Below are 25,385 nucleotides of genomic sequence, written 5' to 3' on the forward strand. Positions count from 1 at the left end.
ATTGCTTCACGAGCGATTCAGCCCTTCCGGAATTGCGAAACAGGCAACATCCGCCCGAAATTCAGGCGGCACCGCGCAACGTTTGCAACTTGACTAGGGCGGCGCGCAGTTCGCGCTCGGTCTGGCTAAGATCGCTTGCCTCGCTGTTTTCTCCGCGATGATCGAAACCGCGCTCGGTAAACAGCGTAAGCGCCTTCAACGCTTCAGCGAGAGCGGCATCGCGGGCCGGGCCGCTGCGTGGCAGGCGCGATTGCTCTTTCTGCTGGTGTTCGTGCAAGGCACGGGCAAAACGCTCGACCATTTCGACCAGGCTGAGTTCTTCCGGCGGTGTCTGGCGCAGCTTTTCAAGCGCGCTGGCAGGCACAGCGCGCGGCTTGGGGGCAGCAGCCGTCTCTTCGACCCAGACCGCGTTGCGGCCGGGAAGCTCGGCAAATTCGGCCAGATCAAGCTCGCGCGGCCTTTCGGGCGCGGCCGGCTTGGCCTTGCTCGAAGGCGGCGTGAACTGGGTGAGGCTCCATGCACCATTCGAGCCGGGACGGCCGAGCGGTTGAGGCGCGTTCACTCCGGGTGTGACGGATTTGATGCTCACCGGCTGGACCTTTTCGGGCGCAGGATCGGGCGTATCGAGAGGCGCGGCCTCGCAACTTGCGCCTTCGCAGGATTCGATCAACGCACTCTTGAAATGACTGCGGGTGAAGCTGGGCTCAGGGCCATCGGCCTCAGATAGGTCGCGCGGCTCCTCGATCTCGTAACCGCGTGCGGAAAGTTCGCCCAGCGTGGGCTGGCGCTTTGCGGCGGGTTGAACCGGCTCCGCTTCGGGCTCCTCTTCCTCGCCTTCCAGCGTGTAAGGCATTTCCTCGATCGGGGCATCGAGGCTTTCGCTGCCGAGATCGGTTGCCGGATTGATCGGATGGATGCGCCGGCTCTTGACTGCGGAGACGACAGGCGCCGATTCGATCTGTGCGCGTGCGCCATCCCGCAAGGCAGCGGCCAGAACAAAGGCAAGTCCGCCGCCCAGCACCGCCCCGACGGCGGCAAAGATGAATTTGGCCAGCATCCCCAGCGAAACGAGCCCAGCCAGAACCGCCATGCGCGCAATCAGCACATCAGGCAGGACGAGCACGCAAAGTCCCAGCAGCGTCGCCCCCCAAGCTGTGAGCATGGGGACAAAGATCTTGTGATTCCGGATCGAACTCGCAGCACCCTTGCTGCGCGACCGCACGCGCCGTTCGGGCTCTTTCTCAAGGTTCTGTCGAAGCCGCATTTTACCCTTTGCCTGCTGCCGGACGAAGGGACTTCTTGTGCGACCCCTATGCCCGTAATCCCTGTTTCCGCGCTTTCGCCTCAAAGGCGCTCCCGCGATTAACCTTGGCTAGCAAGAGATGGTAAACGTCGAGATAACGCCGCGCGTTATTGTGCCAGTCGTGGCGATGGCGGACATGTTCGACCCCGCGATTGCGGATCGCTTCCCATTGATCGCGTGCGTCAAGCATTTCGGCAAGCGTTGCGGCGCAGGCGGCGGGATCGTCCGGATCAAACAAAAAGCCTGTTTCTGAGCGGGTTATCAGTTCACGATGACCGCCCACATTCGATGCCGCCACAAGCCGCCGCTGCGCCATCGCCTCCAGCGGTTTCAACGGCGTCACCAGATCGGTCAGGCGCGAAGCCTTTCGCGGGTATGCCAGTATATCTACTAGCGAATAATAGCGTTCGACTTCATGATGCGGCACCCGCCCGGTAAAGATCACGGCATCGGGTTCGGGAAGGCTGGCGGCCGCTGCGCGCCAGCTTGCATCCATCGGCCCGGCCCCGACAATGAGCAGCCGCGCTTCGGGGTGGGTCTGGCGCAGGATTGGCATCGCCGCGATCAGATCGTCGATGCCTTCGTAATCGTAGAAACTGCCGATGTAGCCGATGACCGGCGCTCCCGGTTCAAGGCCCAAGGCATCGCCAAGCGCCGCATCGCGAGCAACCGGTTCACCGAACAGGGTCAGGTCGACGCCATTGGGCATCACGCCGATCTTGCCCCCTGGTATCCCGCGCGAGACAAGATCGTCGCGCAGACCTTCGCAGATCGTGAAGACGGCATCGGCGCTGCTCGCGAACCGTGTTTCGAGTGCGCGGGTCAGGCGATACTTGGCCGATCCTTCGGTCCCCGTCCGGTTCCCGACCGCGGCGTCTTCCCAGAAAGCGCGAATTTCATAGACCAGCGGAATTCCGAGGCTTCGTGCCGCGCGCAGGGCGCCGCCGCCATTGAGCGCGGGCGAGTGGGCATGAATGATGTCGGGCCGCCATTCCTTCGCCAAGGCCTGAATTGACGCGGACACCTCCGCCATTTCCTTGAATTCGCTTACCAGCATGGGGCCTTCGGGTGTCCCCGCGGTGCGATGGAAGGTCAGGCCGTCGATTTCTTCGACATCGCATTCCCATTCGGCTTCGAGATTGTGCCGTTGCGAGGTGATGCCGCGCACCTCCAGCCCCAGTGCTTCCTGCGCTTTCAGGATGGCGCGGGTGCGGAAGGTGTAGCCGCTGTGGAGCGGCAGCGAATGATCGAGGACGTGAAGAACGCGGGTCATGCGATGCGCAATAACCCGATTGTGCTTAACGGGCCGTCAACCGCATTGGGGTAATGGCGCATGTGACATGATCGACTATTTCTCTCTCGCGCTGGGCCACGGGCTGCTCGCCATCGCGCTGTTGCGGCTGGTGATGCGCGAAGAGCTGGATGTCGATCCGCACATCCAGAGTTTTGTCGATGCGCTGCGCGCACGGCGCGATGCTGCAAGCGTCGCTGGGCGAAATGCGTCCCGTCGAGGGCAATCGCAAGGCCATGATAATTCGGCGGATGGTCCGCAGGATCAGGATGAGATCACCTGATGCTTGACCTCGTTTTCCTGTCCTTCATCGCTTTCGTCCTGCTGCTGGGTCTGCGTCGCCCTTTCCTGTGGGTGCTGCTGTATGTCTACATCGACATTCTCGCGCCTCAGCGGATCGGGTATTCGCTGATCACCAGCCTGCCGGTGTCCCTCATCGCGTTTGGCGCCGCATTCGGCGGATGGTTGCTGCTCGATCGCAAGGAAGGCGCGCGGTTCTCGCTGCGGCAGTTCCTGCTCCTGATTTTCATGGGGTGGTGCTGGTACACTTTGCAAGGATCGGCCTTTCCCGAACCGGCGGGGACGAAGTGGGACTGGGTGTGGAAGGCCCTGCTGTTCGCGATCTTCCTGCCGCTGACCATAACCACCCGCGCCCGGATCGAAGCGCTGGGCCTGACCGTGATCCTTTCGGTCGCTACCATCGTCGTTTCCACCGGTCTCAAGACGGTGCTGGGCGGAGGCGGCTATGGCAGCCTCAAGTTCTTCGTGAACGACAACAGCGGCATCTACGAAAGCTCCACTCTGGCCACCATCGCCATCGGCCTGATCCCGATGATCGTGTGGTTCATGAAGCATGGCACGATCTTCCGGCCGCACTGGACGGTGAGCGTCTTTGGTATCGCCTTGATCTTTGCCAGCCTGCTGATCCCGATCGGCACCGAAGCGCGCACCGGCCTGCTGTGCATTGCCGCGCTGGGGGTGCTGTTGCTGCGCTTTACCGAAAAGCGGCTGATCTTCGTTGCAGCGGCCGGGGCCATGGTGGTGATCGCGCTGCCGTTCCTGCCACAAAGCTATTACGACCGGATGGCAACCATCGCGGAACCTGGTGGCGACCAGAGCGCCTCAACCCGTGTGGCGGTTTGGGAATGGACGATCGACTACGCCAATCGCAATCCACTGGGCGGCGGATTCGATTCCTACCGCGCCAACAGCTTCACCTATGTCATGCCGGTCAAGGAAGAGACCGACAACACCGTCACCATCCAGTATCAGGAAGTGACCGACGAAGCCCGCGCCTTCCATTCCTCGGTGTTCGAGGTGCTGGGAGAACAGGGCTATCCGGGCCTCATCATCTGGCTTTCAATCCACCTGCTTGGTGTCTGGCAGATGGAGAAGATCTATCGCCGATGGCGCGGTGTCACTGAAGAGACCGAAAGCTGGATCGCGCCCATGGCGAGCGCGTTGCAGATGGCGAGCCTGATCTATTTCGTCGGCGCGCTGTTCCAGGGCATCGCCTATCAGCCCGCTTTCCTGATGATCGTCGGGCTTCAGATCGGGCTCGATACCTATGTCCGGCGGCTCGATTCGGTCAAAGCCGCGCTGGATGAGGAAAGGCGGCTTTCTCCGAGCGAAAAGCGCCGCCGCGAGCGTGCGCGCGCCGAAGCGGGCGAAGCGCCGGGCCGCGGTGCCGTAACGGCATAGTCTGGCGCATTGCACTCCCCGTCCGCTTGGGCCATGAAGCGCCCGCAACGAAGCGTTCTCCCACCGGGAAATGGAGGGCGCACAAGGACAGGAGAGCCCCATGAGTCCGCAGGAATTGGCCGCCAAGGTCGGCGAGAATATCGGCACCAGTGAATGGGTCGAAATGACTCAGGACAAGGTCAACATGTTCGCAGATGCGACCGGTGACCATCAGTTCATTCACATCGATCAGGAAAAGGCCAAGCTGACCCCGTTCGGCGGCACCATCGTGCATGGCTTCATGACCCTGTCGATGATCCCCTATCTGTCCGCGAACAGCGATATGCCCAAGATCGACAATGTGAAGATGGGCGTGAACTATGGCGGCAACAAAACCCGTTTCATCGCGCCGGTTCGCGTGGGCAAGCGCATTCGCGGCCACTGGAAGCTGGTCGAAATGATCGAAAAGCGCCCCGGCCAGTGGCAGCAGACCGCCGAGATCACGATCGAGATCGAAGGCGAGGACAAGCCCGCGCTGATGTGCGAGTGGATCACGCAGTTTTTCGTCTGATCCGGGTGCGGGCCTCCGCGCTTGCGGGGGCTGCAGCTGCTTGAAAACCCATATTTGAGAGGCGCCCGCTTTGGCGGGGCCTCGACCACAGAAAGGATACCCCCATGTCACGTGACGCAGTCATCGTTTCCACCGCCCGTACCCCGATCGGTCGCGCATACAAGGGCGGCTTCAACGCCACGCCGGGCGCGACGCTTGGCTCATACTCGTTCAAGCCCGCTGTCGAGCGCGCCGGGATCGACCCGGCTGAAATCGACGACGTGGTGTGGGGCGCCGTGCTCACGCAGGGCACGCAGTCGGGCAATATCGCACGTCAGGTCGCATTGCGCGGCGGTGCGCCGGTCAGCGTGGCTGCACAGACCATCGATCGCCAGTGCTCGTCCGGCCTGATGGCAATTGCCACCGCTGCCAAGCAGATCATCGTCGACAACATGGATATCGTAGTCGGCGGCGGCCAGGATTCGATCAGCCTCGTCCAAACTCCGGAAATGCGCGTCGCGCCCGACCGCTCGCTGATCGCGATGCACAAAGACGTGTACATGCCGATGCTCGGCACGGCCGAGACTGTGGCCAAGCGTTACAACGTCAGCCGCGAAGCGCAGGACGAATACGCTTACCAGTCGCAGATGCGCACTGCCGCAGCTCAGGCAGCGGGCAAGTTCGACGACGAAATCGTGCCTGTTACCACCACGATGATGGTCAAGGACAAGGAAACCGGCGAAGTTTCCGAAGTCGAAACCACCATCACCAAGGACGAAGGCAACCGTCCTTCGACCACGCTCGAAGGCTTGCAGGCGCTTCAGCCGGTGATGGGTCCGGGCATGTGCATCACGGCGGGCAACGCCTCGCAGCTTTCGGACGGTTCGTCGGCCAGCGTGCTGATGGAAGCCAAGGTTGCCGAACAGAAAGGCCTTCAGCCGCTCGGCCGCTATGTCGGCATGGCCGTTGCCGGTACCGAGCCTGACGAAATGGGCATCGGCCCGGTCTTCGCCATCCCCAAGCTGCTCAAGCAGACCGGGCTCAAGATGGACGACATCGGCCTGTGGGAGCTGAACGAAGCCTTTGCGGTGCAGGTGCTCTATTGCCGTGACAAGCTGGGCATCGACAACGACATCCTCAACGTCAATGGCGGCTCGATCTCGATCGGCCACCCCTATGGCATGACCGGTGCACGCTGTACCGGCCACGCCCTGATCGAAGGCAAGCGCCGCGGTGCGAAATACGTCGTCGTCACCATGTGCGTCGGCGGCGGCATGGGCGCAGCGGGCCTGTTCGAGGTGTTTTGATGCGCCTCAAGCGTCCTCGGATCGAGCCGGTTGACCTCGACCGGCTCGACGAGACGCAGGCGGAGGCGCTCGCGCCTTTCACCAAACCGGACAATCTGGTCGGCGGCGGCAAGGTGCTCAACATCTTCCGCACGCTGGTCCATGCGCCCAAGGCCCTGCGCGCCTTTCTGGGGTGGGGCGATTACATCCTGTCGCGCCGCAATGCCCTGCCCGCGCGCGAGCGGGAGATGGTGATCCTGCGCACGGGCTGGAATTGCGGATCCGGCTACGAATTTGCCCAGCACAGGCGGATCGGAAAACTCTGTGGCCTTTCCGATGAGGATATCGTCCGGATCAAGACCGGTCCCGATGCCGAAGGCTGGAGCCCACTGGAAGCCGCCATGCTGCGCGCCGCAGACGAGTTACATGCCGATCAGTTCGTCAGCCAGGCGAGTTGGGATGCGCTTGCAGATCTGGGCGACAAAGGCCGGATGGATCTGGTCTTTACCGTCGGACAGTACACACAGGTTTCGATGATGCTGAACAGCTTTGGCATCCAGCTTGAGGACGGCGACGAGCCAGACCCTGATCTTGACCTGACAAACTGACACCTTGCGCTGGTGCGGACAGGCGCGCATCCTTCTCTATCGGGAGAGGCAGCGCATGGGCATCATGGAAATCATCGGGATCGCAGGCAGCGTCAGCCTCCTAGCAGGCTGGCGGCTGTATCTTTGCATTTTTGCCACCGGCCTCGCGATGCGGCTGGAGGCGCTGCCGGTGCCTGAACATCTCGCCAGTCTCGCCGTGCTGGCGAACCCCTGGGTGATGGGCATCGCGTTGATCGGCGCTCTGGCTGAATTCTTCGCCGATAAGGTCATCTGGCTCGACAGCGCGTGGGACGCGGTTCACACCTTTGTGCGGCCCGTGGGCGGCGCGCTGCTGGCGCTTGCCATCGTTGACCCGTCCGACCCCGCGACGCAGGTGGTCGCATTCCTGCTGGGCGGTGGAGCGAGCTTCCTCGCGCATGGCGGCAAGGCATCGGCGCGTGCCGTCGTCAACACCTCGCCCGAACCGGTCAGCAACATCGCCGCCTCCAGCGTAGAGGATATCGCCACCGTCGGTCTGTTGTGGCTCGCCTATGAATACCCGATGCTCGCCGCCGGGATAGCCGCGGTGCTGCTGTTGATCGCGATTGCGCTCCTGTGGCTTGCGCAGCGGATCTTGAAGCGATTGTTTTTCGGCAAAAAGCCAAAGGGGAACTCATAATGGACCGACGTGATTTCCTCGCAAGTGCGACAGCCGCTTCGCTGGTTTCGGGCACCACGATTGCCCGGGCCGGGAGTTTTACCAGCCCAGAAGGCTATACATTCCCGCCGGAATGGCACGCTCACGAAGCCGTCTGGATCGGCTGGAACAATGGCCTGTTCGATGATGAAGGCCACGTCCGTCTGCGGCTGGACATGCTCGCGGCGCTCACGCCCTACATCCCCGTCATCGTCAACGTCGAAGATGCAGACAGCAGTCGCCGCATCGGCGCGCTGATGGCCGAACGGAAGATCGATCCCGGCAGGGTCAGCTTCAACACGCAGGAAACGGTCGATGTGTGGGTGCGCGACACCGGGCCGCTGTTTGTTTCCAATGGCGAGCGGTTACAGATCGCCGCCTTCAAATGGGGCAATTACGGCTTCCCCTGGCCCTGGAGCAGTCCCGGCCAGATGGCACGCGGAAAGGCCCCCCGCCAGATCGCAGCCGCGCGTGAATACCGGCTGATCGAATCCGATGTTGTCGCCGAGGGAGGCGGGCTGGAGGTCAATTCCCGTTCGCTCGTCACCTATCGCGATGCCGCGTTGCACCGCAATCCGGGCAAGTCGCTGGCCGAGATCGAAAGTGAACTCAAACGGATGTACGGCAAGGAGCAAGTTATCTGGCTTGATCGTGCACCGATCACGGATCGGGTGTTTGCCGGGCCCAAGGTCGCCAATTTCTTTGGTTGGGGTGCGAACGGGCATGTCGATGAATATGTGCGCTTCGTCAGCGAAGACACGATCCTTGTCGGCGAGGTCAGCGAGGCAGAGCGTGATCGTGATCCTCTTATGCGGCTGGATCACGAAATCCTCACCGAGAACCGGCGCCAGCTAGAAGAAGCGCGCGATCCTGATGGTAAGCCCTTCAAGGTCATCCCGATGCCGGTGCCCGATGTCGGCCCGTTCCTGCGCCGCCGCAAGCTCACCCAAAGGGACTTCATGGCGGCCCCGACAGGTTTCGATGCACGTTCCGTCTATCGCGATTTCAAGATCGGTGATGAGGTGATCGATGTGCCGGCGGTCAGTTACCTCAACTTTCTCGTCACCAACGGCGTGGTGGTGTCGGCAAGGTACGGCGGCGACGGCCTGCCCGATCATCTGCGCGAGAGCGACGAACAATCCGCCGCGATCCTGAAACGGCTGTTCCCGGATCGGGAGATCGTCCAGATCAATCCGCTGGCGGCAAACTGGGATGGCGGAGGTGTGCACTGCCTGACACGGCAGCAACCCGCCGTGTCAGGCTGACGCCCTCCTGTCGATCAGCCCTTGGGCGGATCGATCGGAACCAGCGCCTCGTCACCTTCGATATCGTCCACCACTTCGATGATACCCTTGCCCAGATGGCTGCGGCTGCGGCCATAGGCGAGGTAGATCGCGATGCCGATGGCGCTCCATACGGGCAGCACGATCATCGCATCGAGCGGCAGGTTCAGGAACAGGAAGATGCAGCCTGCAACGGCTGCGGGCGCGATCACCCAGACGCCTTGGACACGGAACGGCCGATGCACATCGGGGCGTTGCTTGCGCAGCACCAGCACCGCGATTGCGACCAGTGCGAAAGCGTACAGTGTGCCGGCATTCGCGATATCGGCAAGCTGTCCGACCGGCAGGAATGCCGCCGCCACAGCCACCGCTGCGCCGGTGATCATGGTGACGACATGCGGCGTATGCCATTTGGGGTGCACCTTGCTCAAAACCTCGGGCAACAGCCCGTCGCGGCTCATCACGAAGAAGATGCGTGTCTGCGCAAACAGCAGCACAAGGATCACCGAAGGCAGCGCGAGGAATGCGGCATAGCCCAGCGCATTGCCCACGCCCGACCAGCCGATCTGCCGCAGGACGTGCGCCAGCGCCTCGTCCGAGCACACCAGAGCCGAGGAATAGGCAGGCAGCGCGCATTGGCGTGCCAGTTCTTCAGAGCCCGCAGGGAAGGGAATGCCGTCCGGCCCCATGATCGGCTGGCCGCCGATGGTGCCGATCGCGCCCGCTGCAACCGCGATGTAGAACACGGTGCAAAACAGCAGCGATCCGACGAGGCCGATCGGCACGTTGCGCTGCGGATCCTTGGTTTCCTCCGCCGCGGTCGAAACCGCGTCGAACCCGACATAGGCGAAGAAGATAGTCGCCGCCGCGCCGACTGCGCCCAGCCCGCTGCCCCAGCCGCCGAACACGCCCGCCGGAAGGAAGGGATTGAACTTGTCCGGATCGACTTGAGGCAGGGTAAGCGCGATGAAGATCGTCAACGCCGACACCTTGATTGCAACGAGCACCGCGTTGACCTTGGCGCTTTCGCTGGTGCCGATCATCAGCAGCCCTGTCACCAGCAGCGCGATCACCAGCGCGGGCAGGTTGATCAACCCGCCTTCGACCCCGCCCAGCGCCAACGGGCCACCGGAAAGCCATGCCGGAAGCGTTATCCCGAGCGTTTCGTTGAGGATCGTGCCGACGAAATAGCCCGACCAACCGACCGAAACCGCGCTTGCAGCGATCGCGTATTCGAGCACCAGCGCCCAGCCGACCGTCCAGGCCAGGAATTCGCCCATGGTCGCATAGGTGTAGGTATAGGCCGACCCCGATACCGGAATGGTGGACGCGATTTCGGCGTAACAAAGTGCGGCAACGATGCAGATCGCTCCGGCAATGGCAAAGGCGAGCATAAGGCCCGGCCCCGCCTTTTGCGCGCCTGCCGCTGTCAGAACGAAGATGCCGGTGCCAATGATGCAGCCGATGCCGAACAGCATCAGTTGCAAGCCGCCCATTGTCCGTTTGAGCGACTTACGCTTCGCCGCGGCCAGAATTGCATCGAGCGGCTTTACGCGATCGAGGATCATGTTCGGGAATACCCTGCGACCCGCAACTGCATAGGCGCGTCCAGCCAGTCGTCCGGCCGGCGAATACCACCGGGAATCGCGCCGTGAAATAGGGAAAATCGAAGCGGCGCGAGTGGGGTGGGGAATTCAGCCCGCTCAATTGTGAGCGGCGATGAATTCCTCGACCACCGGTGCGACGTTGTTGCGCCACTTGCTGCCGTTGAAGATGCCGTAATGCCCGGCGCCTTCAGCCATGTAGTACCGCTTCTTGTCTTCGGAGAGGCCACTTGCGAGCTTCAGCGCGGCCTTTGTCTGGCCAAGCCCCGAAATGTCGTCACGCTCGCCTTCGATCGCCAGCAAGGCGGTGTCGGTGATCTGGGTGAGGTCGACGATCTCGCCCTTGTGACGGAATTCGCCGTTGGGGATCGAGTGCTTCTGGAACACTTCCTCGACGGTCTGGAGGTAGAATTCCGCCGTCATGTCGCACACCGCGCGATATTCGTCGTAGAAATCCTTGGTCGCCTGCGCGCTTTCCTCGTCGCCCGCAGTCAGATGTTTGAACATCTCGTAATGGCTCATCATGTGGCTTTGCAGGTTCATGCTCATGAAGGCCGAAAGCTGCATGAAGCCGGGATAGACCCGCCGCCCGGCACCGCGATAGTTGATCGGCACGGTGGTGATAACGCTCTGGCGGAACCATTCGATCGGACGGTTCATCGCATGGTTGTTGACCGTGGTCGGGCTTTCGCGGGTGTCGATCGGCCCGCCCATCATCGTCAGCGTCAGTGGGGTCGCGGGCGAATTGTGCTGGTTCATCAGGGCGGTGGTGGCGAAAGCCGGGACGGAAGGCTGACACACCGCCAGCATATGCGGACGCTGGCCGGGCTTCACCTGCTCGATGTATTCGAGGAATTCGATCAAATAGTCGATGTAATCGTCGAGATCGAAGTTACCTTCGTGCAAGGGAACCGTCTTCGCATCGGCCCAGTCGGTAATGTAAACTTCGTATTTCTGCAGCATCCGCCGCACAGTGCCGCGCAGCAGGGTGGCGAAATGGCCGCTCATCGGGGCGACGATCAGCAGCTTGGGCCGGTCATCATCGACGCCATCAAGCCGGAACCGCTTGAGATCGCCGAACGGGCGATTCATCACAGTCGCTTCGATCACCGGGTAGATTTTGCCGTCAACATCCACTTCGGTGATGCCGAAAGCGGGCTTCGAATAGTAGGCCGTGGCGTGCGCGAACACGTCGAGCGCGTTGGCGGCGATCGGACCGATTCCGAGATAACTCAGCGGATTGGCTGGATTTGCCAGCAGTTCCGATGTGATCGAGGCAACCGAGCTGACCGAATTCATCCAGCTGCGTTGCAGTTCGTAAGCCTGATAAAGCATAAGCGCCCGTCCGTTGTCTGGATCCGAGTGTGCGACGCGCGATCCCCCTACGCGGCGTGCGGATTGACGCCTAGATGGCCCTTCGCGCGCCGTTGTGCAATGCACAATTTTACCGAGAGGTCGGATGCGCTGGGCAAACAAGTGTTTTTTGCGCGTGAAATTTGCGTTCGGCGTGTCTAGATGGGGCCGACTATGTCCGGGGCACCTACCCAAATCAGCGAAAGCGCAGACGAAAGCACCCTCGATCCGCTCGAGCAGGCGGGAGGCGAGGGAGCAGATGCTGCTGCGGAGGCGAAAAAGCCGCGCTCGCTCGCGCCGCTGCGGATGATTTTTCGCGAGGCCGCGAAGTATCCGACACAGGTGATGCTCGCGCTGATCGCGCTGACGATCACGGCGGCAGGCACTCTTGCCATTCCGGCGGCGATGCAACTGATTGTCGATCGGGGCTTCGGCGGCGGTTCGGCGGGCGTCGAAGGCGCAGGCGATATCGGACGCTGGTTCCGCTATCTGTTCGGGATCGTGCTGGTGATCGCATTCGGCACGGCTGCGCGGTTTTACTTCGTTAGCTGGATCGGCGAACGCGTTGTCGCCGATATTCGTCGCAAGGTGCACCGAAATCTGATGCGGCTTTCGCCCGGGTTCTACGAGAAAAACAGCCCCAAGGAGATTTCCAGCCGGATGACGGCGGACACCGCGATCATCGAAACGGTGGTCGGCACCACGGTTTCGGTGGCGCTGCGCAACATCTTCCTCGGCATCGGCGGGACGATCTACCTGTTCTGGCTGTTGCCGGGCCTTACGGTATGGCTCGCTGTCGGCATTCCCGGCGTGATCCTGCCTATCGTGTTCTTCGGACGCAAGATCAGGACCATCTCGCGCGACAGCCAGGATCGGATCGCCGATGTCGGCGCGATGGTGACCGAAGTTCTGAGCGCGATGAAAGTGGTGCAGAGCTTTGGCCAGGAAGCGCGCGAGGCCGATCGTTTTGGCGACGCGGTGGAGCGTACGTTCGACACCGCGCGTCGCCGCATAGTGCTGCGTTCGATAATGACGGCGGTGATCATCCTCGCGATCTTCGGGTCCATCGTGCTGCTGCTGTGGCGCGGGGCCGAGGGCGTCGCTGCCGGCGAGATTACCGGCGGCACGATCCTGTCCTTCATTGTTGGCGCGATGATCGTGGCGGGGGCGTTCGGTGCGCTCACCGAAGTCTATGGCGAATTGCTGCGCGGGGCAGGGGCCGCAAGCCGCCTTGCCGAATTGCTTGAGGCAAAGCCCGCTATCGCTGCGCCCGAACGACCAGAGGCGCTGCCTGTGCCGGCGCGTGGCAGCCTCTCGTTCCGCAATGTCACCTTCCGTTATCCGGCGCGCCCGGAAACTCCGGCGCTCAAGGATTTCAGCCTCGAAATCGAGCCGGGCGAGACCGTCGCCATTGTCGGCCCCTCGGGTGCGGGCAAATCGACGATCTTTCAGCTGGTCGAGCGGTTCTACGATCCGCAAGTGGGCACGATCCGGCTCGACGGGGTGCCGCTGACCAAGGCTGACCCGGCGGACATCCGCGAGCGGCTGGCTCTGGTGCCGCAGGACGGTGTGCTGTTCAGCGCCAACGCCCGCGACAATCTGCGCTATGGCAAGTGGGATGCGAGCGACGAGGAAATCTGGGAAGCGGCCCGCGCCGCCAATGCTGAAACCTTCCTGAAGGCGTTGCCGCAGGGGCTCGACACCTATCTGGGTGAGGGCGGCACGCAATTGTCGGGCGGCCAGCAACAGCGCGTCGCGATTGCCCGTGCGCTGCTACGCGATGCGCCGATCCTGCTGCTGGACGAAGCGACGAGCGCGCTCGACGCCGAAAGCGAACAACTGGTGCAGCAGGCATTGGAAGTGCTGATGAAGGATCGCACCACGCTGGTAATCGCGCACAGACTTGCGACGGTGCGTGCGGCGGACCGGATCATCGTGCTTGAAGATGGCGAAGTGGTTGAACAGGGCACCCATGCGCAATTGAGCGCGGCGGGCGGTCTGTATGCGCGACTGGCCTCGCTCCAGTTCGCCGCGGAAGCGGCCTGAGGCACCCCTTTCGACGAACCGCGTCACTTGAGCGACAAGCGGCAACCTTGCGCGCGCGCAGGCGTTACATCACGACTGCAATCAAAGTCTTTCAAACGGGGACCGCACATATGATCCGCAAGACCACTCTGCTTCTCGCAGGCACCGCCGCCTTTGCTCTCGCCGGAGCGGCCGCCGCCCATCAGGATTCGGGAATTCCCGGTGCCGACATCGAAATGCTCGAAGCGCATGCCGATGCCGAAGCCGCGCCGGAACCGGCCACGCCGACGATGAGCTTCGGTACATGGGGCGTCGATCCGGAGTTGCTTTCGATCACGGTCGATCCGGGCGACGACTTCTTCGCCTACGTCAACCAGAAGTGGCTCGATGCCAACCCGCTGCCGGCCGAATTCAGCCGGTTCGGCGCGTTCAACCTGCTGCGCGAAAAGTCGACGACCGACGTCAAGGCGCTGATGGACGAGCTGGTGGCAAAGGACCCGGCGACGCTCACCAGCGACGAAAAGCGCATTGTCGACATGCACAATGCCTATCTCGATGTTGAAGCCATTGATGCCGCCGATCTTGCTCCGGCACAGCCTTATCTCAACGCGATCGTTGCCGCGACTTCGCTCGAAGATCTGGCGATGCTTTGGGCGGATCCTGCCTATTCCAGCCCCCTGGGCGGCTTCGTCAACGTCGATGCAAAACAGCCCGATCGCTATGTCGCCTATCTCGGCAGCGGCGGCCTGGGCCTGCCGGACCGGGATTACTACCTCGACGAGAGCGAAAAGGGCAAAGCGATCCAGCAGGCTTATCGCGAGTATGTCGCAATGCTGCTAGGCGAGGCCGGCTATGCCGATCCGATGGCCGCTGCCGAAGCGGTCTATGCGATGGAAGATCGCATTGCGCGGGACATCGACTGGGCCCGCACCGCGCGGCGCAACCGTGATCTCACCTATAACGCGATGACCATGGCCGAACTCGAAGCGATGGCTGGGGACTTCCCCGTGGCCGCCATGCTCGGCAAGATCGGGCTCGACGCCTCGCCGATCTTCGTTGTCGGCAACCTGCCGCCGAGCGATGAGCGCGCCAAGGAACTGGGCCTTACCGAAGAACAGCTTGCCCAGATCGGCGAAGGCATGCCGGGCATGCTCAAGCTGCTGAACGACACGCCGCTGGCGACGCTTCAGGCGTGGTCGATCAAGGAATTCCTGTCGGATCACGCATCGGTTCTGCCCTCGCGCTTCGACGAGGCGAATTTCGCGCTCTATGGCAAGCTGCTGCAAGGCACGCCTGAACAGCGCGCCCGGTGGAAGCGTGCTATCGCCCACACCGAAGGGGGCTTGGGGGAACTGATCGGCAAGAGCTATGTCGAGCGTTACTTCCCGCCGGAAAACAAGGCGGCGATGGAAGAACTGGTGGCGAACCTGCGGGTCGCGGTTGCGCAGTCGATCGACGAGATCGAATGGATGGGTGCGGAGACAAAGCAGCGCGCGCTGGAGAAGCTCGCCAGCTTCGATCCCAAGATCGGTTATCGCGACAACCTCGAAACCTATGAAGGGCTGGAGGTGACGGCCGACAATCCGCTGGCCAATGCGATTGCCGCTGATGCCTGGGGCCTGCGCGACAATGTCGCCAAGCTGGGTCAGCCGATTGACCGGACCGAGTGGTTCATGCTGCCGCAGACGGTCAACGCCTATTACAACCCTACCAAGAACGAAATCGTCTTCCCCGCCGCGATCCTGCAGCAGCCGTTCTTCGCGCTGACCAATGATCCGGCGGTGAACTATGGTGCTATCGGCGGGGTGATCGGCCATGAAATCGGCCACGGCTTTGACGATCAGGGTTCGAAGTATGATGCAACGGGTGCGCTGCGGAACTGGTGGACAGACGAGGATCGCGCCAATTTCGACGCGCGCGGCGACGCTCTGGTGGCGCAGTACGACGCGTTCTGCCCGCTCGACAACGGTGAAACCTGCGTCAACGGCCGCTTCACCCTTGGCGAGAACATCGGTGACCTTGGCGGGTTGAGCCTTGCCTATCGTGCCTACAAGATCGCGACCGAGGGCAAGGAAGTGCCGGTGATCGACGGGCTGACCGGGGATCAGCGGTTCTTCATCGCCTGGGCACAGGTGTGGCGTTCGCAGCAGCGCGAAGACAACTATCGCCAGCGCCTGCGCACCGACAGCCACAGCCCGGAAGAATACCGCACCAACGGCGTCGTGCGGAACCTTGACGAATGGTACGAGGCTTTTGGCGTGACCGAAGATCACGCGATGTACCTCCCGCCAGAGGAACGCGTACGCATCTGGTAAATGGGTCCGGGGGCTAAGCCTCCCGCTAATCCCGATTGACTTGGCCCGCGCTTCCTACGAGAGGCGCGGGTCATGACTTTTCTGCAGATGCTCATCATCGCGATCGTTCAGGGAATCACCGAATTCCTGCCGATCTCGTCTTCCGGCCATTTGATCCTGGTGCCGGTTTTTACTGGCGCAGCCGATCAGGGGCCGATGATCGACATTGCCGTGCATGTCGGATCGTTGCTGGCGATCATCACCTATTTCTTCAAGGACGTGCTGGGCCTCGCGCGCGGCGGCTTTGCGACAGTCGGAATCGGTGCGAACAGTCCCGGTGCGAGCGAATGGCGCAAGTTGTTCCTGTGGATCGTGCTGGGCACGATTCCCGCCGTCCTGTTCGGGCTGGCGATCAAGCTGGGTTTCCTCAACGGCGTCGTTTCGAGCGTGTTCGGAATCGAGATCAAGGATGGCGACCTGCTCGAGTCGATCCGGTTCACCGATCTCGTTGCAACCAACCTCATCGTCTACGGCATCCTGCTCGGCCTCGCTGACCACTTCGGCAAGGAGGAAAAGACCTTCGAGCAGATGACGTGGCGCGACGGGTTGATCGTCGGTCTGGCGCAGGCGCTGGCGCTGGTTCCGGGCACAAGCCGTTCGGGTGTCACCATGACCGCGGCCCGGTTTTTGGGCTATGGCCGATTCGAAGCGGCGCGGTTCTCCTTCCTTCTCTCAATCCCGGCGGTCGCGGGTGCGGGAGTCTTGATCGTCCCTGACCTGCTGGAGGCCGATGGCGCCCTGCTGATGGAAGCAATCATCACCGGCGCCATGACCTTCGTCGCCGCGTTCCTGACGATGGCGTTCCTGATGAACTTCCTGAAGCGGGCGTCGATGCTGGTCTTTGTGGTCTATCGCATCGCAATGGGTTGCGCGCTGTTCTATTTCTTCTGAAGCCGCCTGCGATTACAGACTGTCGGAACCAAACCCGCGCCCCGGATGTTCTGGGGGTGAAACTCTTGCACCGGAATGACTTGATTGAATGGCGCTGCTTCTTCTGATTGTTATTGGCCTTAGCGCAGGTTGGCTGGCTTCAGTCGTCGCGCGCACCGAGGAATCGGGCGCGATCCTGCGTCAGATGGGAATAGGCCTTGTGGCCAGCCTGATCGCGGGGCTGCTGATCAACTCCGGCACGATCCTCGGGAGCCTGTCCTTGCTGGCTTTGGGCGCGGCGATTGCCGCACCGGCCGCCGCACTGGTGATCTATCACGCGGTTCTCAATCGCAAGGCAGAAGCGTAGGCGGCTACGATCCCGCAGAGGGATATCAGACCGGCTTTGCGCCGCTGCCCCTTCCGCCGCGCAGGTGATATTCCTGAGTGCCGCGGTGCACCACATAATCGACATCGATCACCGCGCTGTTGGCATAGGTGAACCCGGGCGCGAGGCTGCGATAGAGCTTGTCGAAATCGCGTGTGACTGTCTGGCGATAGAGATCTTCGAAACTCTCGATCACGAAATAGGTCGGTTGCAGGTCGCTGATCACGTAATCGGTGCGCATCACCCGGTCGACATTCAGCATGATGCGATTGGGGCTTTGCGCTTCGACGGCAAATCGGGCTTCGGTCGGGCCTGAAAGGATACCTGCGCCATAGGCGCGGATGCCGGCTTCCTCTTCGATCAGGCCGAATTCGACCGTATACCAATAGAGCGAGCCCAGCGCCTTCAGCCGGTTGTACCGCATCGCCTTCCACCCGGCGCGGCCATATTCCTGCATGTAATCGGCATAGACGGGATCGGTCAGCATGGGGACGTGGCCGAACACGTCGTGAAACACGTCGGGTTCCTGGATGTAATCGAAGGTTTCCCGCGTACGGATGAAATTGCCCGCCGGGAAACGCCGGTTGGCGAGGTGCCAGAAGAACACATGATCGGGTATCAGCATCGGCACCGGCACCACGCTCCACCCGGTCAGCCTGCCGAGTTCTTCGGACAGCTGCCCGAATTCGGGGATGCCTCCACGCGACAAATCCAGCTTTTCCAGACCCGCCATGAAAGCGCTCGCCGCGCGTCCGGGTAGCACCTCCATCTGGCGGGCGAACAGATCGTCCCAAATGGCGTGATCTTCGGAAGAATAATCGGTTTGGGCAGGTTCAAGCCAGTCATCGCCCAGATGCGGTGGCTTTGCCAGAGGTGCGGTGAAAACGTCTGCGGGCAAGTCCGGCAGTCGGGAAAAATCGGTGGTGTGGTCTGCAAGAGTAGCCATCAGGTCTCAAATGATACTACCATCGCGCCGATGCAACAACCGAAACGCGCAAAGGGATAGGAAGGCACTATGGCCAAAGGGGAAAAGCTGAAGGGCAAGGAATACCGCGAACTGCTGGAGCCTATGACCGAGGAGCTGGTCGGGATGGCACGTTGGGCCCGGACTACGGGTGCGCGGATTGTCGTGCTGTTCGAGGGACGCGATACGGCAGGCAAGGGCGGTGCGATCAGCGCGGTGCGCGACAAGCTCAACCCGCGGCAGTGCCGCACTGTCGCACTGTCCAAACCCAGTGAGGAGGAGCTCACCCAGTGGTATTTCCAGCGCTACATCGCGCACCTTCCCCATGCCGGTGAAATCGTCCTGTTCGACCGCAGCTGGTACAATCGCGCGGGCGTCGAAAAGGTTATGGGTTATGCGACCGAGGCGCAGGTTGAGGCGTTCCTGAAGCAGGTTCCGGTGTTTGAAAAGCTGCTTACCGACGACGGGATCCTGGTGTTCAAATACTGGCTGACAACCGATCAGGACAATCAGGAGGAGCGGCTAAAAGAGCGGTTGGAAGACCCGCTCAAGCGCTGGAAACTTTCGCCGATCGATCTTGCGGCGCGTGAGAAATATGACGCCTACACAAAAGCGCGGGAGTCGATGCTCAAGGCGACGCATACCAGCCATGCCCCATGGACACTGGTCGATTTCAACGATCAGAAGAGGGGACGACTGACGCTGGTCCGCCATCTGCTTGACCACTTGCCTGATACGCATGTGGCCCCGCCCGAAATCGACTTTCCGGATCTGGGCCATGAGCCGAGCGCGGAAAGCTATGGCGTGCTGCAACCGATACCGGACTATCGCCCGGAGCATTGACATTCGCTCCCACGCGATATAAATATGATATCATAATTATATCGGACAGGGGACTGTTATGGTTGAACGTATCGAATCGATGGCCGCTAGCAAGGAACGCGCAGGCAGCGCGCACAACGGGTATGTCATGCTCGCGATGCTGCCGGTATTTGTGGCCGTGCCGGCGCTGTTTTTTCTCGCCGGGCTAGGCCCGGCACTGGGCCCGATTGTCGGACTGCCCTTGCTGATCTTGAGCGCTGTGGGATTTGTGCTGGTCTCGGTTGGCTTCTTCATGATCCAGCCCAATCAGGCAGTCGTGCTTACCCTGTTCGGCGAATACCGCGGAACGGTTCGCAAGGATGGGCTGCACTGGGTATGGCCGTGGTTTGGCAAGCAGAAGGTGAGCGTGCGCGCGCACAACATCCATTCCGAAAGGGTCAAGATCAACGATCTGCGCGGCAACCCGATCGAGATCGCCTGCAATGTCGTGTGGCGTGTCGCCGACACCGCTCAGGCGGTGTTCGATGTCGATGACTACAAGGAATTCGTGAACATCCAGATCGAAGCCGGATTGCGAACGGTCGGCTCGCGCCATCCCTATGATGACATGTCCGACGAAGACGAAACCACGCTGCGCGGCAGCGGCGAAGTGGTCAACCGTGAACTGATCGTGGAGCTTAACGAACGGCTTCAGGTTGCAGGCATCACCGTTGACGAAGCAGGCCTTACCCACCTTGCCTATGCCCCCGAAATCGCCGGTGCGATGCTGCGCCGCCAGCAGGCCGACGCGGTGATCGCCGCGCGCAAGAAGGTGGTGATCGGCGCGGTCAGCATGGTCGAGGATGCGCTCGAGAAGCTCTCGAGCGATGGCGTGGTCGAGCTCGACGATGAACGCAAGGCGGCCATGGTGTCGAACCTGATGGTGGTGCTGTGCGGCGATCGCGAGGCGCAGCCCGTCGTCAACGCCGGCACGCTTTACCAGTAATACGATATCCAAGGAGGCAGCCATGGCTGCACCCGCTCAGAAAAAGGCCTTCGCCCTGCGGCTCGATCCGGCAGTACATGCCGCGATCGAGCGGTTGGCGGGGGCTGAACTTCGCTCTGCCAACGCGCAGATCGAGATGCTGCTGCGTGAGGCTTTGTCGGCGCGTGGAATCGAGGTGGAGAAATCGAAGGCTCCAAGGCGGGGCAGGCCGCCCAAAGCGCAGGATTAGAGGCTGGCCCTTGCCTTGGTAATCTGGCGCCCGTCATCGGCAAAAGCCGCCATGTCGAAGCCATTATCCGATTTGCGCATCACCAGATGGAGCGGCTCTCCGGCTATGGCCGGAGACACCCCGCGAAACTCGAAGTGCCGCAGACGGTTCTCGCCCAGCTCCCGCGCGGCCAGTTGCAACAGCAGGCTGGCTGTCAGCGGACCGTGCACCACCAGTCCGCGATACCGCTCGACATCGCGGGCGTAAGGCGCGTCGTAATGGATGCGGTGCGTGTTGAAGGTGAGCGCGGAATAACGGAACAGCAGACGCGGATCGGGCGTGATGGCCCGGTGTGCATTCCATCCGGACGGGTCAAACTGGCCGTCGCTCATATCCGGGGGGCTGAGCGGCGCGTCGAGCGCGGCGGCCTCGCGATAGACCAGCGTTTGCGTCTCGCGCACCGACAGCGTGCCGTTGGCGTGGGTTTCATGCTCCACATCGACAAAAGCGAGCTTGCCCGAACCGCCTTCCTTCTCGCTGATCGAGGCGACGCGGCTGATCCGCTCGATCACGGCTCCGCGAGCGATGGGAGCGATGAAGCGGATTGCGCTCGACGCCCACATCCGGCGCGGCATTGGGAACGGGGGCAGGAAGCTGTCGGCGCTGTCGTCGCGGGCGGGATGACCGTCTTCACCCAGCGCCGTGGTGGGCGCATCGGGCGTGCACAGGGCAAAGTGGATGCCCTGCGGCAGGATCGCCTGATCCTGATCCAGATCGAAAGTCGCGAGCCAGCGGCTTGCAAGCCCCTCGTCCAGCCGATCCTTCGCGCGCTGTTCGCGCCCGATCCACGCGTCCCACTCGCCCATCAGGCTGCGCGCTCGAACACCGCCGCGATGCCCTGGCCACCGCCGATGCACATGGTTTCAAGCCCATAGCGCACCTCGCGCCGGTGCATTTCGGCAGCCATGTCCGCAAGGATGCGACCTCCGGTCGCGCCGATGGGATGGCCCAGCGATATGCCCGAACCGTTGACGTTCAGGATATCGCGGCGGCTGTCATCCGCGCTCCAGCCCCAACCCTTGAGCACGGCCAGCACCTGCGGCGCGAAGGCTTCATTGAGTTCGACGAGGCCGATATCGTCCCAGCTGTATCCGCGCCGCGCGAACAGGCGTTCGACCGCCGGAACCGGGCCGATACCCATGCGCGACGGGTCGCAGCCCGCCGCAGCCCATCCGCCGAACCATAGCGACGGGCTCAGACCCAATTCCTCGAGCTTGTCCTCCGCCACCACAAGGCATGCCGCCGCGGCATCGTTTTGCTGGCTGGCGTTGCCCGCGGTCACGATGGCAGCAGGATCGCGCTTGACGTCGATTGCGCGCAAAGCCCCAAGCGTCTCCATCGAGGCATCGGCGCGGTAGCCTTCGTCATGGTCGAACAGCACCGGATCGCCGCGCCGTTGCGGCACCTCGACCGGAACCAGATGGCCATCGAACTTGCGTTGCTCCCATGCGGCAGCAGCGTTCTGGTGCGAGCGGACCGCGAAGGCGTCCGCCTCCTCGCGGGTGATGCCGTAATCCTTGGCGAGGTTCTCCGCCGTCTCGATCATGCCGGTGATCACGCCGAAGCGTTCAATCGGCTGGCTCATCAACCGGCCGCGCGCTAGGCGGTCATGCAGCGTCATGTCGCCCATCCGCACACCGCCGCGCAAGTCGGTGGTATAATGTTCGACATTCGACATGCTTTCGACACCGCCCGCGACAACCACATCCGCCATGCCGGTCTCGATCATCATCGCCGCCGTCGCCACCGCCTGCACGCCCGATCCGCACCGCCGATCAAGCTGGAAGCCGGGGACCTCGATTGGCAGGCCCGCGGCAAGCCAACTCCAGTGCCCGATCGCAGGCGCTTCGCCATTGCCGTAGCCCTGGCTGAACACGACATCGTCGACCCGCTCGGGATCGATCCCGCTGCGCTCGATCAGCGCTTTCAGGATCACCGCACCCAATTGGCCGGCATTCATGCTCGACAAGCCGCCGAGGAATTTGCCGACGGGGGTCCGCAGGGGCGATACGATTGCTGCTCTTCTGGTCATTTGTTGTCCTTATCAGACAGGGCCACCGTTCCGGCATCCACCAATTTGCCAATCGCGCCGCTCGACAGGCCGAGCCGCTCTGTCAGAACCTCTTCCGAATGCTGGCCCAGATAGGGCGCGGGGGCGGGGTTGCCCGGTTCCTGTCCCGGCAGATTGGCAAAGCTGCGGGTCGCCGGATATTCGAAGCCCGAAGGGTTGGCAGGGGATGGCCCGAACAGCGGATTGGACGCCACCAGCACCGGATCGTTCGCGGCTTCATGCGCGGTGCGATACTTCTCGAAAGTGCACCCCTCGGCCGCCATGCGGGCTTCGAGCGATGAATATTCGTGCGCAGAGGCTACGTTCTGGAAAATGTCGAACAGCGCGTGACGGTGTTCGAAGCGCGAGCGGTCACCCGCCGAGAAATTGGCCCCGGTTGTGGCTTCCAGTTGGCCGATAGGCGTGGCCACGCCAAACGCTGCCACCAGCCCCTCCCACTGCTTGGGCGTTAGCGCCGCAACCATGAAGCGCACCCCGTCCTTTGAGCGGAAATCGCGCCCGAACGCGCCCCAGATCGCATTGCCGAGCCGCTCCCGGTCGGAGCCGCGATAGAGCATTTCCGCCATCAATCCTGAATTGGCGACCGTGCCGATCGCCACATCACCCAGCGGGACGCGCACTTCGCTGCCCTGGCCCGTCGCATCGCGGTGACGCAGCGCGGCGAGCAGGGCGAACGCGCAGTAAGCTCCGGTGATGAAATCCCAAGCGGGCAGCACCTGATTGACCGGAGGCGCGGTTTCCATGTCCCAGTCTTCGGGGCCCGTCATCAGGGGGTATCCCGACGCGGCGTTGACGGTGAAGTCCATCGCCTGCCGCCCATCGTGCCAGCCCATGATCCGCACCGATGTGAGGTCAGGTGCGCCCTGCGGCTGGGCCGCTTTTACCGCGTCATGCGCGAGGAAGCTCCTTTCCGGCAGATTGGTGATCAACTGCCCGGTGCGCGCCGCAAGTTCGACGCACAATTCGCGGCCCTCAGCGGAGCGAAGATCCAGCGCCACCGATTTCTTGGCGCGGTTGAGGTTCTCCCACGAAAGCGAGCGGCCCTCTTTGGTCAGCATGTAGCGATCGTAATCGAGACCGCCTGCCTTGTGATCGACACGGATCACCTCTGCACCCATTTGCGCGCAATAGAGGCCCGCCGTGGGCGAAGCGACAAAGCTGGAGACCTCGATTATCGAAAGGTCGGCTAGAAGCTTATACATTCCCGCTCCATTCGCGCAGCATGTGCTTGGCGATCTGGAGTTGCAGGATCTGCGTCGTGCCTTCGTAGATGCGATAGATGCGCGCATCGCGATAAAAGCGTTCGGCGTCGTATTCGGCAAGGTATCCGGCGCCGCCATAGACCTGCACCACTCGGTCCACCACGCGGCCGCACATCTCCGAGGCGAAGACCTTGAACGCAGCAGCCTTGACGAGGATGTTCTCCCCGCGATCGGCGCGTGCGGTCACATCCTTCATCATCGCTTCGGCGGCGTAGATCTCGATCTCGCTGTCCGCGAGCATCTGCTGGATCAGCTGGAAATTTGCGATCGGTTCGCCAAATGCCTTGCGTTCATTGGCATAGCGCAAGGCTGAATCGAGCGCGCGGCGGGCATAGCCGGTGGCCGCCGCACCCACGCTGATGCGGCCATTGTCGAGGCTCTGCATGGCAAAGCGGAAACCACGGCCGGTTTCACCGCCGAGCAGCGCCTCGCCCGGCACCTTCACATCGTCGAGCATGATGTCGGAGATGTGGCTGCCGGATTGCCCCATCTTCTTGTCTGGGGAACCGGTGGAAACGCCCGGAGTATTCATCGGCACCAGAAACGCGCTGACATGCGCGTTCTTGGGCAGGGCCTCTTTCTCCGTCCGCGCCATGATCAAGGCGACTTCGGCGTGCGGGGCGTTGGTGATATAGCGCTTGGTGCCGTTGAGGATCCAGCCATTGCCGTCCGGATCAGGGGTGGCGGTGGTTGCCATGGCGGCGCTGTCACTGCCCGAACCCGGCTCTGTCAGGCCAAAACAGGCAATCTTGCCTTCGGCGATCTTGGGATACCATTCGGCCTTCTGCGCTTCGGTCGCGCCGTTCTTCAGCGCGCTGGCGAACATGCCGACGTTGATCGAGAAGATCGAGCGGTATGCGGGCGCGGCATAGGCCATGATGTTCACGACGCGCGCATATTGCGTCATGTTCAGCCCGGCGCCGCCGTATTCTTCGGGTACGGACAGGCCGAACAACCCCATTTCGCGCATTTCATCGATGATCTCAGCCGGGATCGCATCGTTTGCGATCACTTCGGCTTCCGCCGGGATCAGCCTTTCGCGCACGTAGCGAGTCAATTGCTCGGCGAATTGTTCGAAGGTTTCCTCATCCATTCCCGGATTGTGGCCAAGGGGATACTGGGGCTGGGTGTTCATTCGGTTTCTGCCTCTTGCGGGGTTTCGGGTTCCAGCGTCGTTTCGCCATCCTCTGCCACGTCGACGGGTGGCAACACGCCTTCGGGAAGCTGGCGCTCGTCGAGCATTTCGGCGGCTTCCTCGAGCGCCTGCGCTTCGCCTTCGCTGACAGCACCCGGTGCGCTGCCGCCCTGTTCATTGCAGGCCGAAATCGCCGCCACAAGCGCGATCAGAGCCGCTGCACGATATCCTGAGCGCATCGGCTATTCACCTTCACTGTCGTCAGCGGCCTCGGCGACGGCGGCCGCCTCTGCGGCGACCTGGGCAGCGGCATCGCCAGCCTGCTGCGCAGCGCCGGTATCAGGGGTGCTTGCTGCGGCATCGGTTGGTGCGACCAGCGCATCAGGGTCTGCCACGGGTTCCTCGGCCACAGGCTCAAGCGCGGCGTCTGCGGGCATTTCAACCGTTTCGGGCATCGCCTCGGTCGAAGCGTCGTCGGTGCTGCCACAAGCGGCGAGCGTTGCCGCTCCGGCGCAAAGCAAGGCCATGCTCCGTGCGTTACTGATGGTGAGCGTGTTCATCGGGGTCTCCTCTCATTTCCCGAAAGCCCGGATCGTCTAGCGGCGATGGC

Annotated in this window: 25 protein-coding genes; 14 read left to right on the plus strand and 11 right to left on the minus strand. The window is 62.3% G+C overall.

Translation table 11 applies throughout. The features are described from left to right. Positions 1-61 precede the first annotated feature (61 nt). The gene (locus L1K66_RS03135) at positions 62-1,162 is read right to left on the minus strand and encodes a hypothetical protein (protein WP_252259575.1); all 1,101 of its coding nucleotides are present in this window, start codon (positions 1,160-1,162) and stop codon (positions 62-64) included. A 148-nt stretch (positions 1,163-1,310) separates the two neighbouring features. Continuing rightward, the gene (locus L1K66_RS03140) at positions 1,311-2,576 is read right to left on the minus strand and encodes a TIGR04063 family PEP-CTERM/XrtA system glycosyltransferase (protein ID WP_252259576.1); all 1,266 of its coding nucleotides are present in this window, start codon (positions 2,574-2,576) and stop codon (positions 1,311-1,313) included. 67 nt (positions 2,577-2,643) lie between these two features. Here L1K66_RS03140 and L1K66_RS03145 point away from each other — a divergent pair, with 67 nt between their 5' ends. From L1K66_RS03145 to L1K66_RS03175, 7 genes are all read left to right on the plus strand, one after another. Beyond that, positions 2,644-2,877 (plus strand): hypothetical protein, encoded by a 234-nt coding sequence (locus L1K66_RS03145; protein ID WP_252259577.1) that lies wholly within the window; start codon positions 2,644-2,646, stop codon positions 2,875-2,877. Beyond that, the gene (locus tag L1K66_RS03150) at positions 2,877-4,295 is read left to right on the plus strand and encodes a putative O-glycosylation ligase, exosortase A system-associated (RefSeq protein ID WP_252259578.1); all 1,419 of its coding nucleotides are present in this window, start codon (positions 2,877-2,879) and stop codon (positions 4,293-4,295) included. Before L1K66_RS03145 ends, L1K66_RS03150 begins: the two co-directional genes overlap by 1 nt. Before the next feature lie 100 nt (positions 4,296-4,395). Then, the gene (locus tag L1K66_RS03155; protein WP_252259579.1) at positions 4,396-4,845 is read left to right on the plus strand and encodes a MaoC family dehydratase; all 450 of its coding nucleotides are present in this window, start codon (positions 4,396-4,398) and stop codon (positions 4,843-4,845) included. 104 nt (positions 4,846-4,949) lie between these two features. After that, positions 4,950-6,131 (plus strand): acetyl-CoA C-acyltransferase, encoded by a 1,182-nt coding sequence (locus L1K66_RS03160; protein ID WP_252259580.1) that lies wholly within the window; start codon positions 4,950-4,952, stop codon positions 6,129-6,131. Continuing rightward, a complete protein-coding gene (locus L1K66_RS03165) occupies positions 6,131-6,718 on the plus strand; it encodes a carboxymuconolactone decarboxylase family protein (protein ID WP_252259581.1) in 588 nt (195 codons plus the stop codon). Before L1K66_RS03160 ends, L1K66_RS03165 begins: the two co-directional genes overlap by 1 nt. A gap of 55 nt (positions 6,719-6,773) precedes the next feature. Next, positions 6,774-7,376, plus strand: a complete 603-nt coding sequence (locus tag L1K66_RS03170; RefSeq protein ID WP_252259582.1) for a DUF4126 domain-containing protein — start codon at positions 6,774-6,776, stop codon at positions 7,374-7,376. Next, the gene (locus tag L1K66_RS03175; protein ID WP_252259583.1) at positions 7,376-8,659 is read left to right on the plus strand and encodes an agmatine deiminase family protein; all 1,284 of its coding nucleotides are present in this window, start codon (positions 7,376-7,378) and stop codon (positions 8,657-8,659) included. Before L1K66_RS03170 ends, L1K66_RS03175 begins: the two co-directional genes overlap by 1 nt. Before the next feature lie 14 nt (positions 8,660-8,673). On the opposite strand, the gene L1K66_RS03180 is transcribed toward L1K66_RS03175, so the two are convergent. Together L1K66_RS03180 and L1K66_RS03185 are read right to left on the minus strand one after the other, a co-directional pair. After that, positions 8,674-10,245 (minus strand): amino acid permease, encoded by a 1,572-nt coding sequence (locus L1K66_RS03180; protein ID WP_252259584.1) that lies wholly within the window; start codon positions 10,243-10,245, stop codon positions 8,674-8,676. A 135-nt stretch (positions 10,246-10,380) separates the two neighbouring features. Continuing rightward, entirely contained in the window at positions 10,381-11,616 is a 1,236-nt protein-coding gene (locus L1K66_RS03185; protein WP_252259585.1) for a polyhydroxyalkanoate depolymerase, read from the minus strand. A 324-nt stretch (positions 11,617-11,940) separates the two neighbouring features. Between L1K66_RS03185 and L1K66_RS03190 the strand changes: the two genes are divergently transcribed. From L1K66_RS03190 to L1K66_RS03205, 4 genes are all read left to right on the plus strand, one after another. Further along, entirely contained in the window at positions 11,941-13,680 is a 1,740-nt protein-coding gene (locus L1K66_RS03190; RefSeq protein WP_252260577.1) for an ABC transporter transmembrane domain-containing protein, read from the plus strand. Positions 13,681-13,790: 110 nt separating this feature from the next. Then, positions 13,791-15,974 (plus strand): M13 family metallopeptidase, encoded by a 2,184-nt coding sequence (locus L1K66_RS03195; protein WP_252259586.1) that lies wholly within the window; start codon positions 13,791-13,793, stop codon positions 15,972-15,974. 72 nt (positions 15,975-16,046) lie between these two features. Next, positions 16,047-16,904: an undecaprenyl-diphosphate phosphatase gene (locus L1K66_RS03200; protein ID WP_034956256.1), complete on the plus strand. Its 858-nt coding sequence runs from the start codon at positions 16,047-16,049 to the stop codon at positions 16,902-16,904. An 88-nt stretch (positions 16,905-16,992) separates the two neighbouring features. Further along, entirely contained in the window at positions 16,993-17,250 is a 258-nt protein-coding gene (locus L1K66_RS03205; RefSeq protein WP_252259587.1) for a GlsB/YeaQ/YmgE family stress response membrane protein, read from the plus strand. 25 nt (positions 17,251-17,275) lie between these two features. Here L1K66_RS03205 and phhA read toward each other — a convergent pair whose 3' ends face one another. After that, entirely contained in the window at positions 17,276-18,214 is a 939-nt protein-coding gene (gene phhA, locus L1K66_RS03210) for a phenylalanine 4-monooxygenase (protein ID WP_252259588.1), read from the minus strand. 69 nt (positions 18,215-18,283) lie between these two features. On the opposite strand from phhA, the gene ppk2 reads away from it, so the two are divergent. The 3 genes from ppk2 to L1K66_RS03225 are packed head-to-tail and all read left to right on the plus strand — an operon-like array spanning position 18,284 to position 20,268. Continuing rightward, positions 18,284-19,075, plus strand: coding sequence for a polyphosphate kinase 2 (ppk2, locus tag L1K66_RS03215; RefSeq protein ID WP_252259589.1), 792 nt, complete (start codon positions 18,284-18,286; stop codon positions 19,073-19,075). Positions 19,076-19,133: 58 nt separating this feature from the next. Then, positions 19,134-20,039 (plus strand): SPFH domain-containing protein, encoded by a 906-nt coding sequence (locus tag L1K66_RS03220; protein ID WP_252259590.1) that lies wholly within the window; start codon positions 19,134-19,136, stop codon positions 20,037-20,039. Positions 20,040-20,061: 22 nt separating this feature from the next. Further along, entirely contained in the window at positions 20,062-20,268 is a 207-nt protein-coding gene (locus L1K66_RS03225; protein WP_252259591.1) for a toxin-antitoxin system HicB family antitoxin, read from the plus strand. Here the strand turns inward: L1K66_RS03225 and L1K66_RS03230 are convergent. From L1K66_RS03230 to L1K66_RS03255, 6 genes are read right to left on the minus strand one after another with little or no spacing between them, the layout of a single operon-like run. Then, positions 20,265-21,113 (minus strand): FAS1-like dehydratase domain-containing protein, encoded by an 849-nt coding sequence (locus tag L1K66_RS03230; RefSeq protein WP_252259592.1) that lies wholly within the window; start codon positions 21,111-21,113, stop codon positions 20,265-20,267. The two genes, L1K66_RS03225 and L1K66_RS03230, sit on opposite strands and share 4 nt — an antisense overlap. Further along, positions 21,113-22,339 (minus strand): acetyl-CoA C-acetyltransferase, encoded by a 1,227-nt coding sequence (locus L1K66_RS03235; protein ID WP_252259593.1) that lies wholly within the window; start codon positions 22,337-22,339, stop codon positions 21,113-21,115. Before L1K66_RS03235 ends, L1K66_RS03230 begins: the two co-directional genes overlap by 1 nt. Then, positions 22,336-23,580 carry a CoA transferase gene (locus tag L1K66_RS03240; RefSeq protein ID WP_252259594.1) on the minus strand — a complete coding sequence of 415 codons (1,245 nt, stop codon included), beginning with the start codon at positions 23,578-23,580 and terminating at the stop codon, positions 22,336-22,338. Before L1K66_RS03240 ends, L1K66_RS03235 begins: the two co-directional genes overlap by 4 nt. Further along, on the minus strand, positions 23,573-24,775 hold the full coding sequence (locus L1K66_RS03245) for an acyl-CoA dehydrogenase family protein (RefSeq protein WP_252259595.1): 1,203 nt from the start codon (positions 24,773-24,775) through the stop codon (positions 23,573-23,575). The genes L1K66_RS03240 and L1K66_RS03245 overlap by 8 nt, the downstream gene beginning before the upstream one ends. Beyond that, positions 24,772-25,014, minus strand: a complete 243-nt coding sequence (locus L1K66_RS03250; protein ID WP_252259596.1) for a hypothetical protein — start codon at positions 25,012-25,014, stop codon at positions 24,772-24,774. Before L1K66_RS03250 ends, L1K66_RS03245 begins: the two co-directional genes overlap by 4 nt. Positions 25,015-25,017: 3 nt before the next feature. After that, positions 25,018-25,335, minus strand: a complete 318-nt coding sequence (locus tag L1K66_RS03255) for a hypothetical protein (protein ID WP_252259597.1) — start codon at positions 25,333-25,335, stop codon at positions 25,018-25,020. Between the last annotated feature and the right edge of the window lie 50 nt (positions 25,336-25,385).

It is taken from the genome of Erythrobacter aurantius, assembly GCF_023823125.1.
In the GTDB taxonomy this organism is placed as follows: domain Bacteria; phylum Pseudomonadota; class Alphaproteobacteria; order Sphingomonadales; family Sphingomonadaceae; genus Erythrobacter; species Erythrobacter aurantius.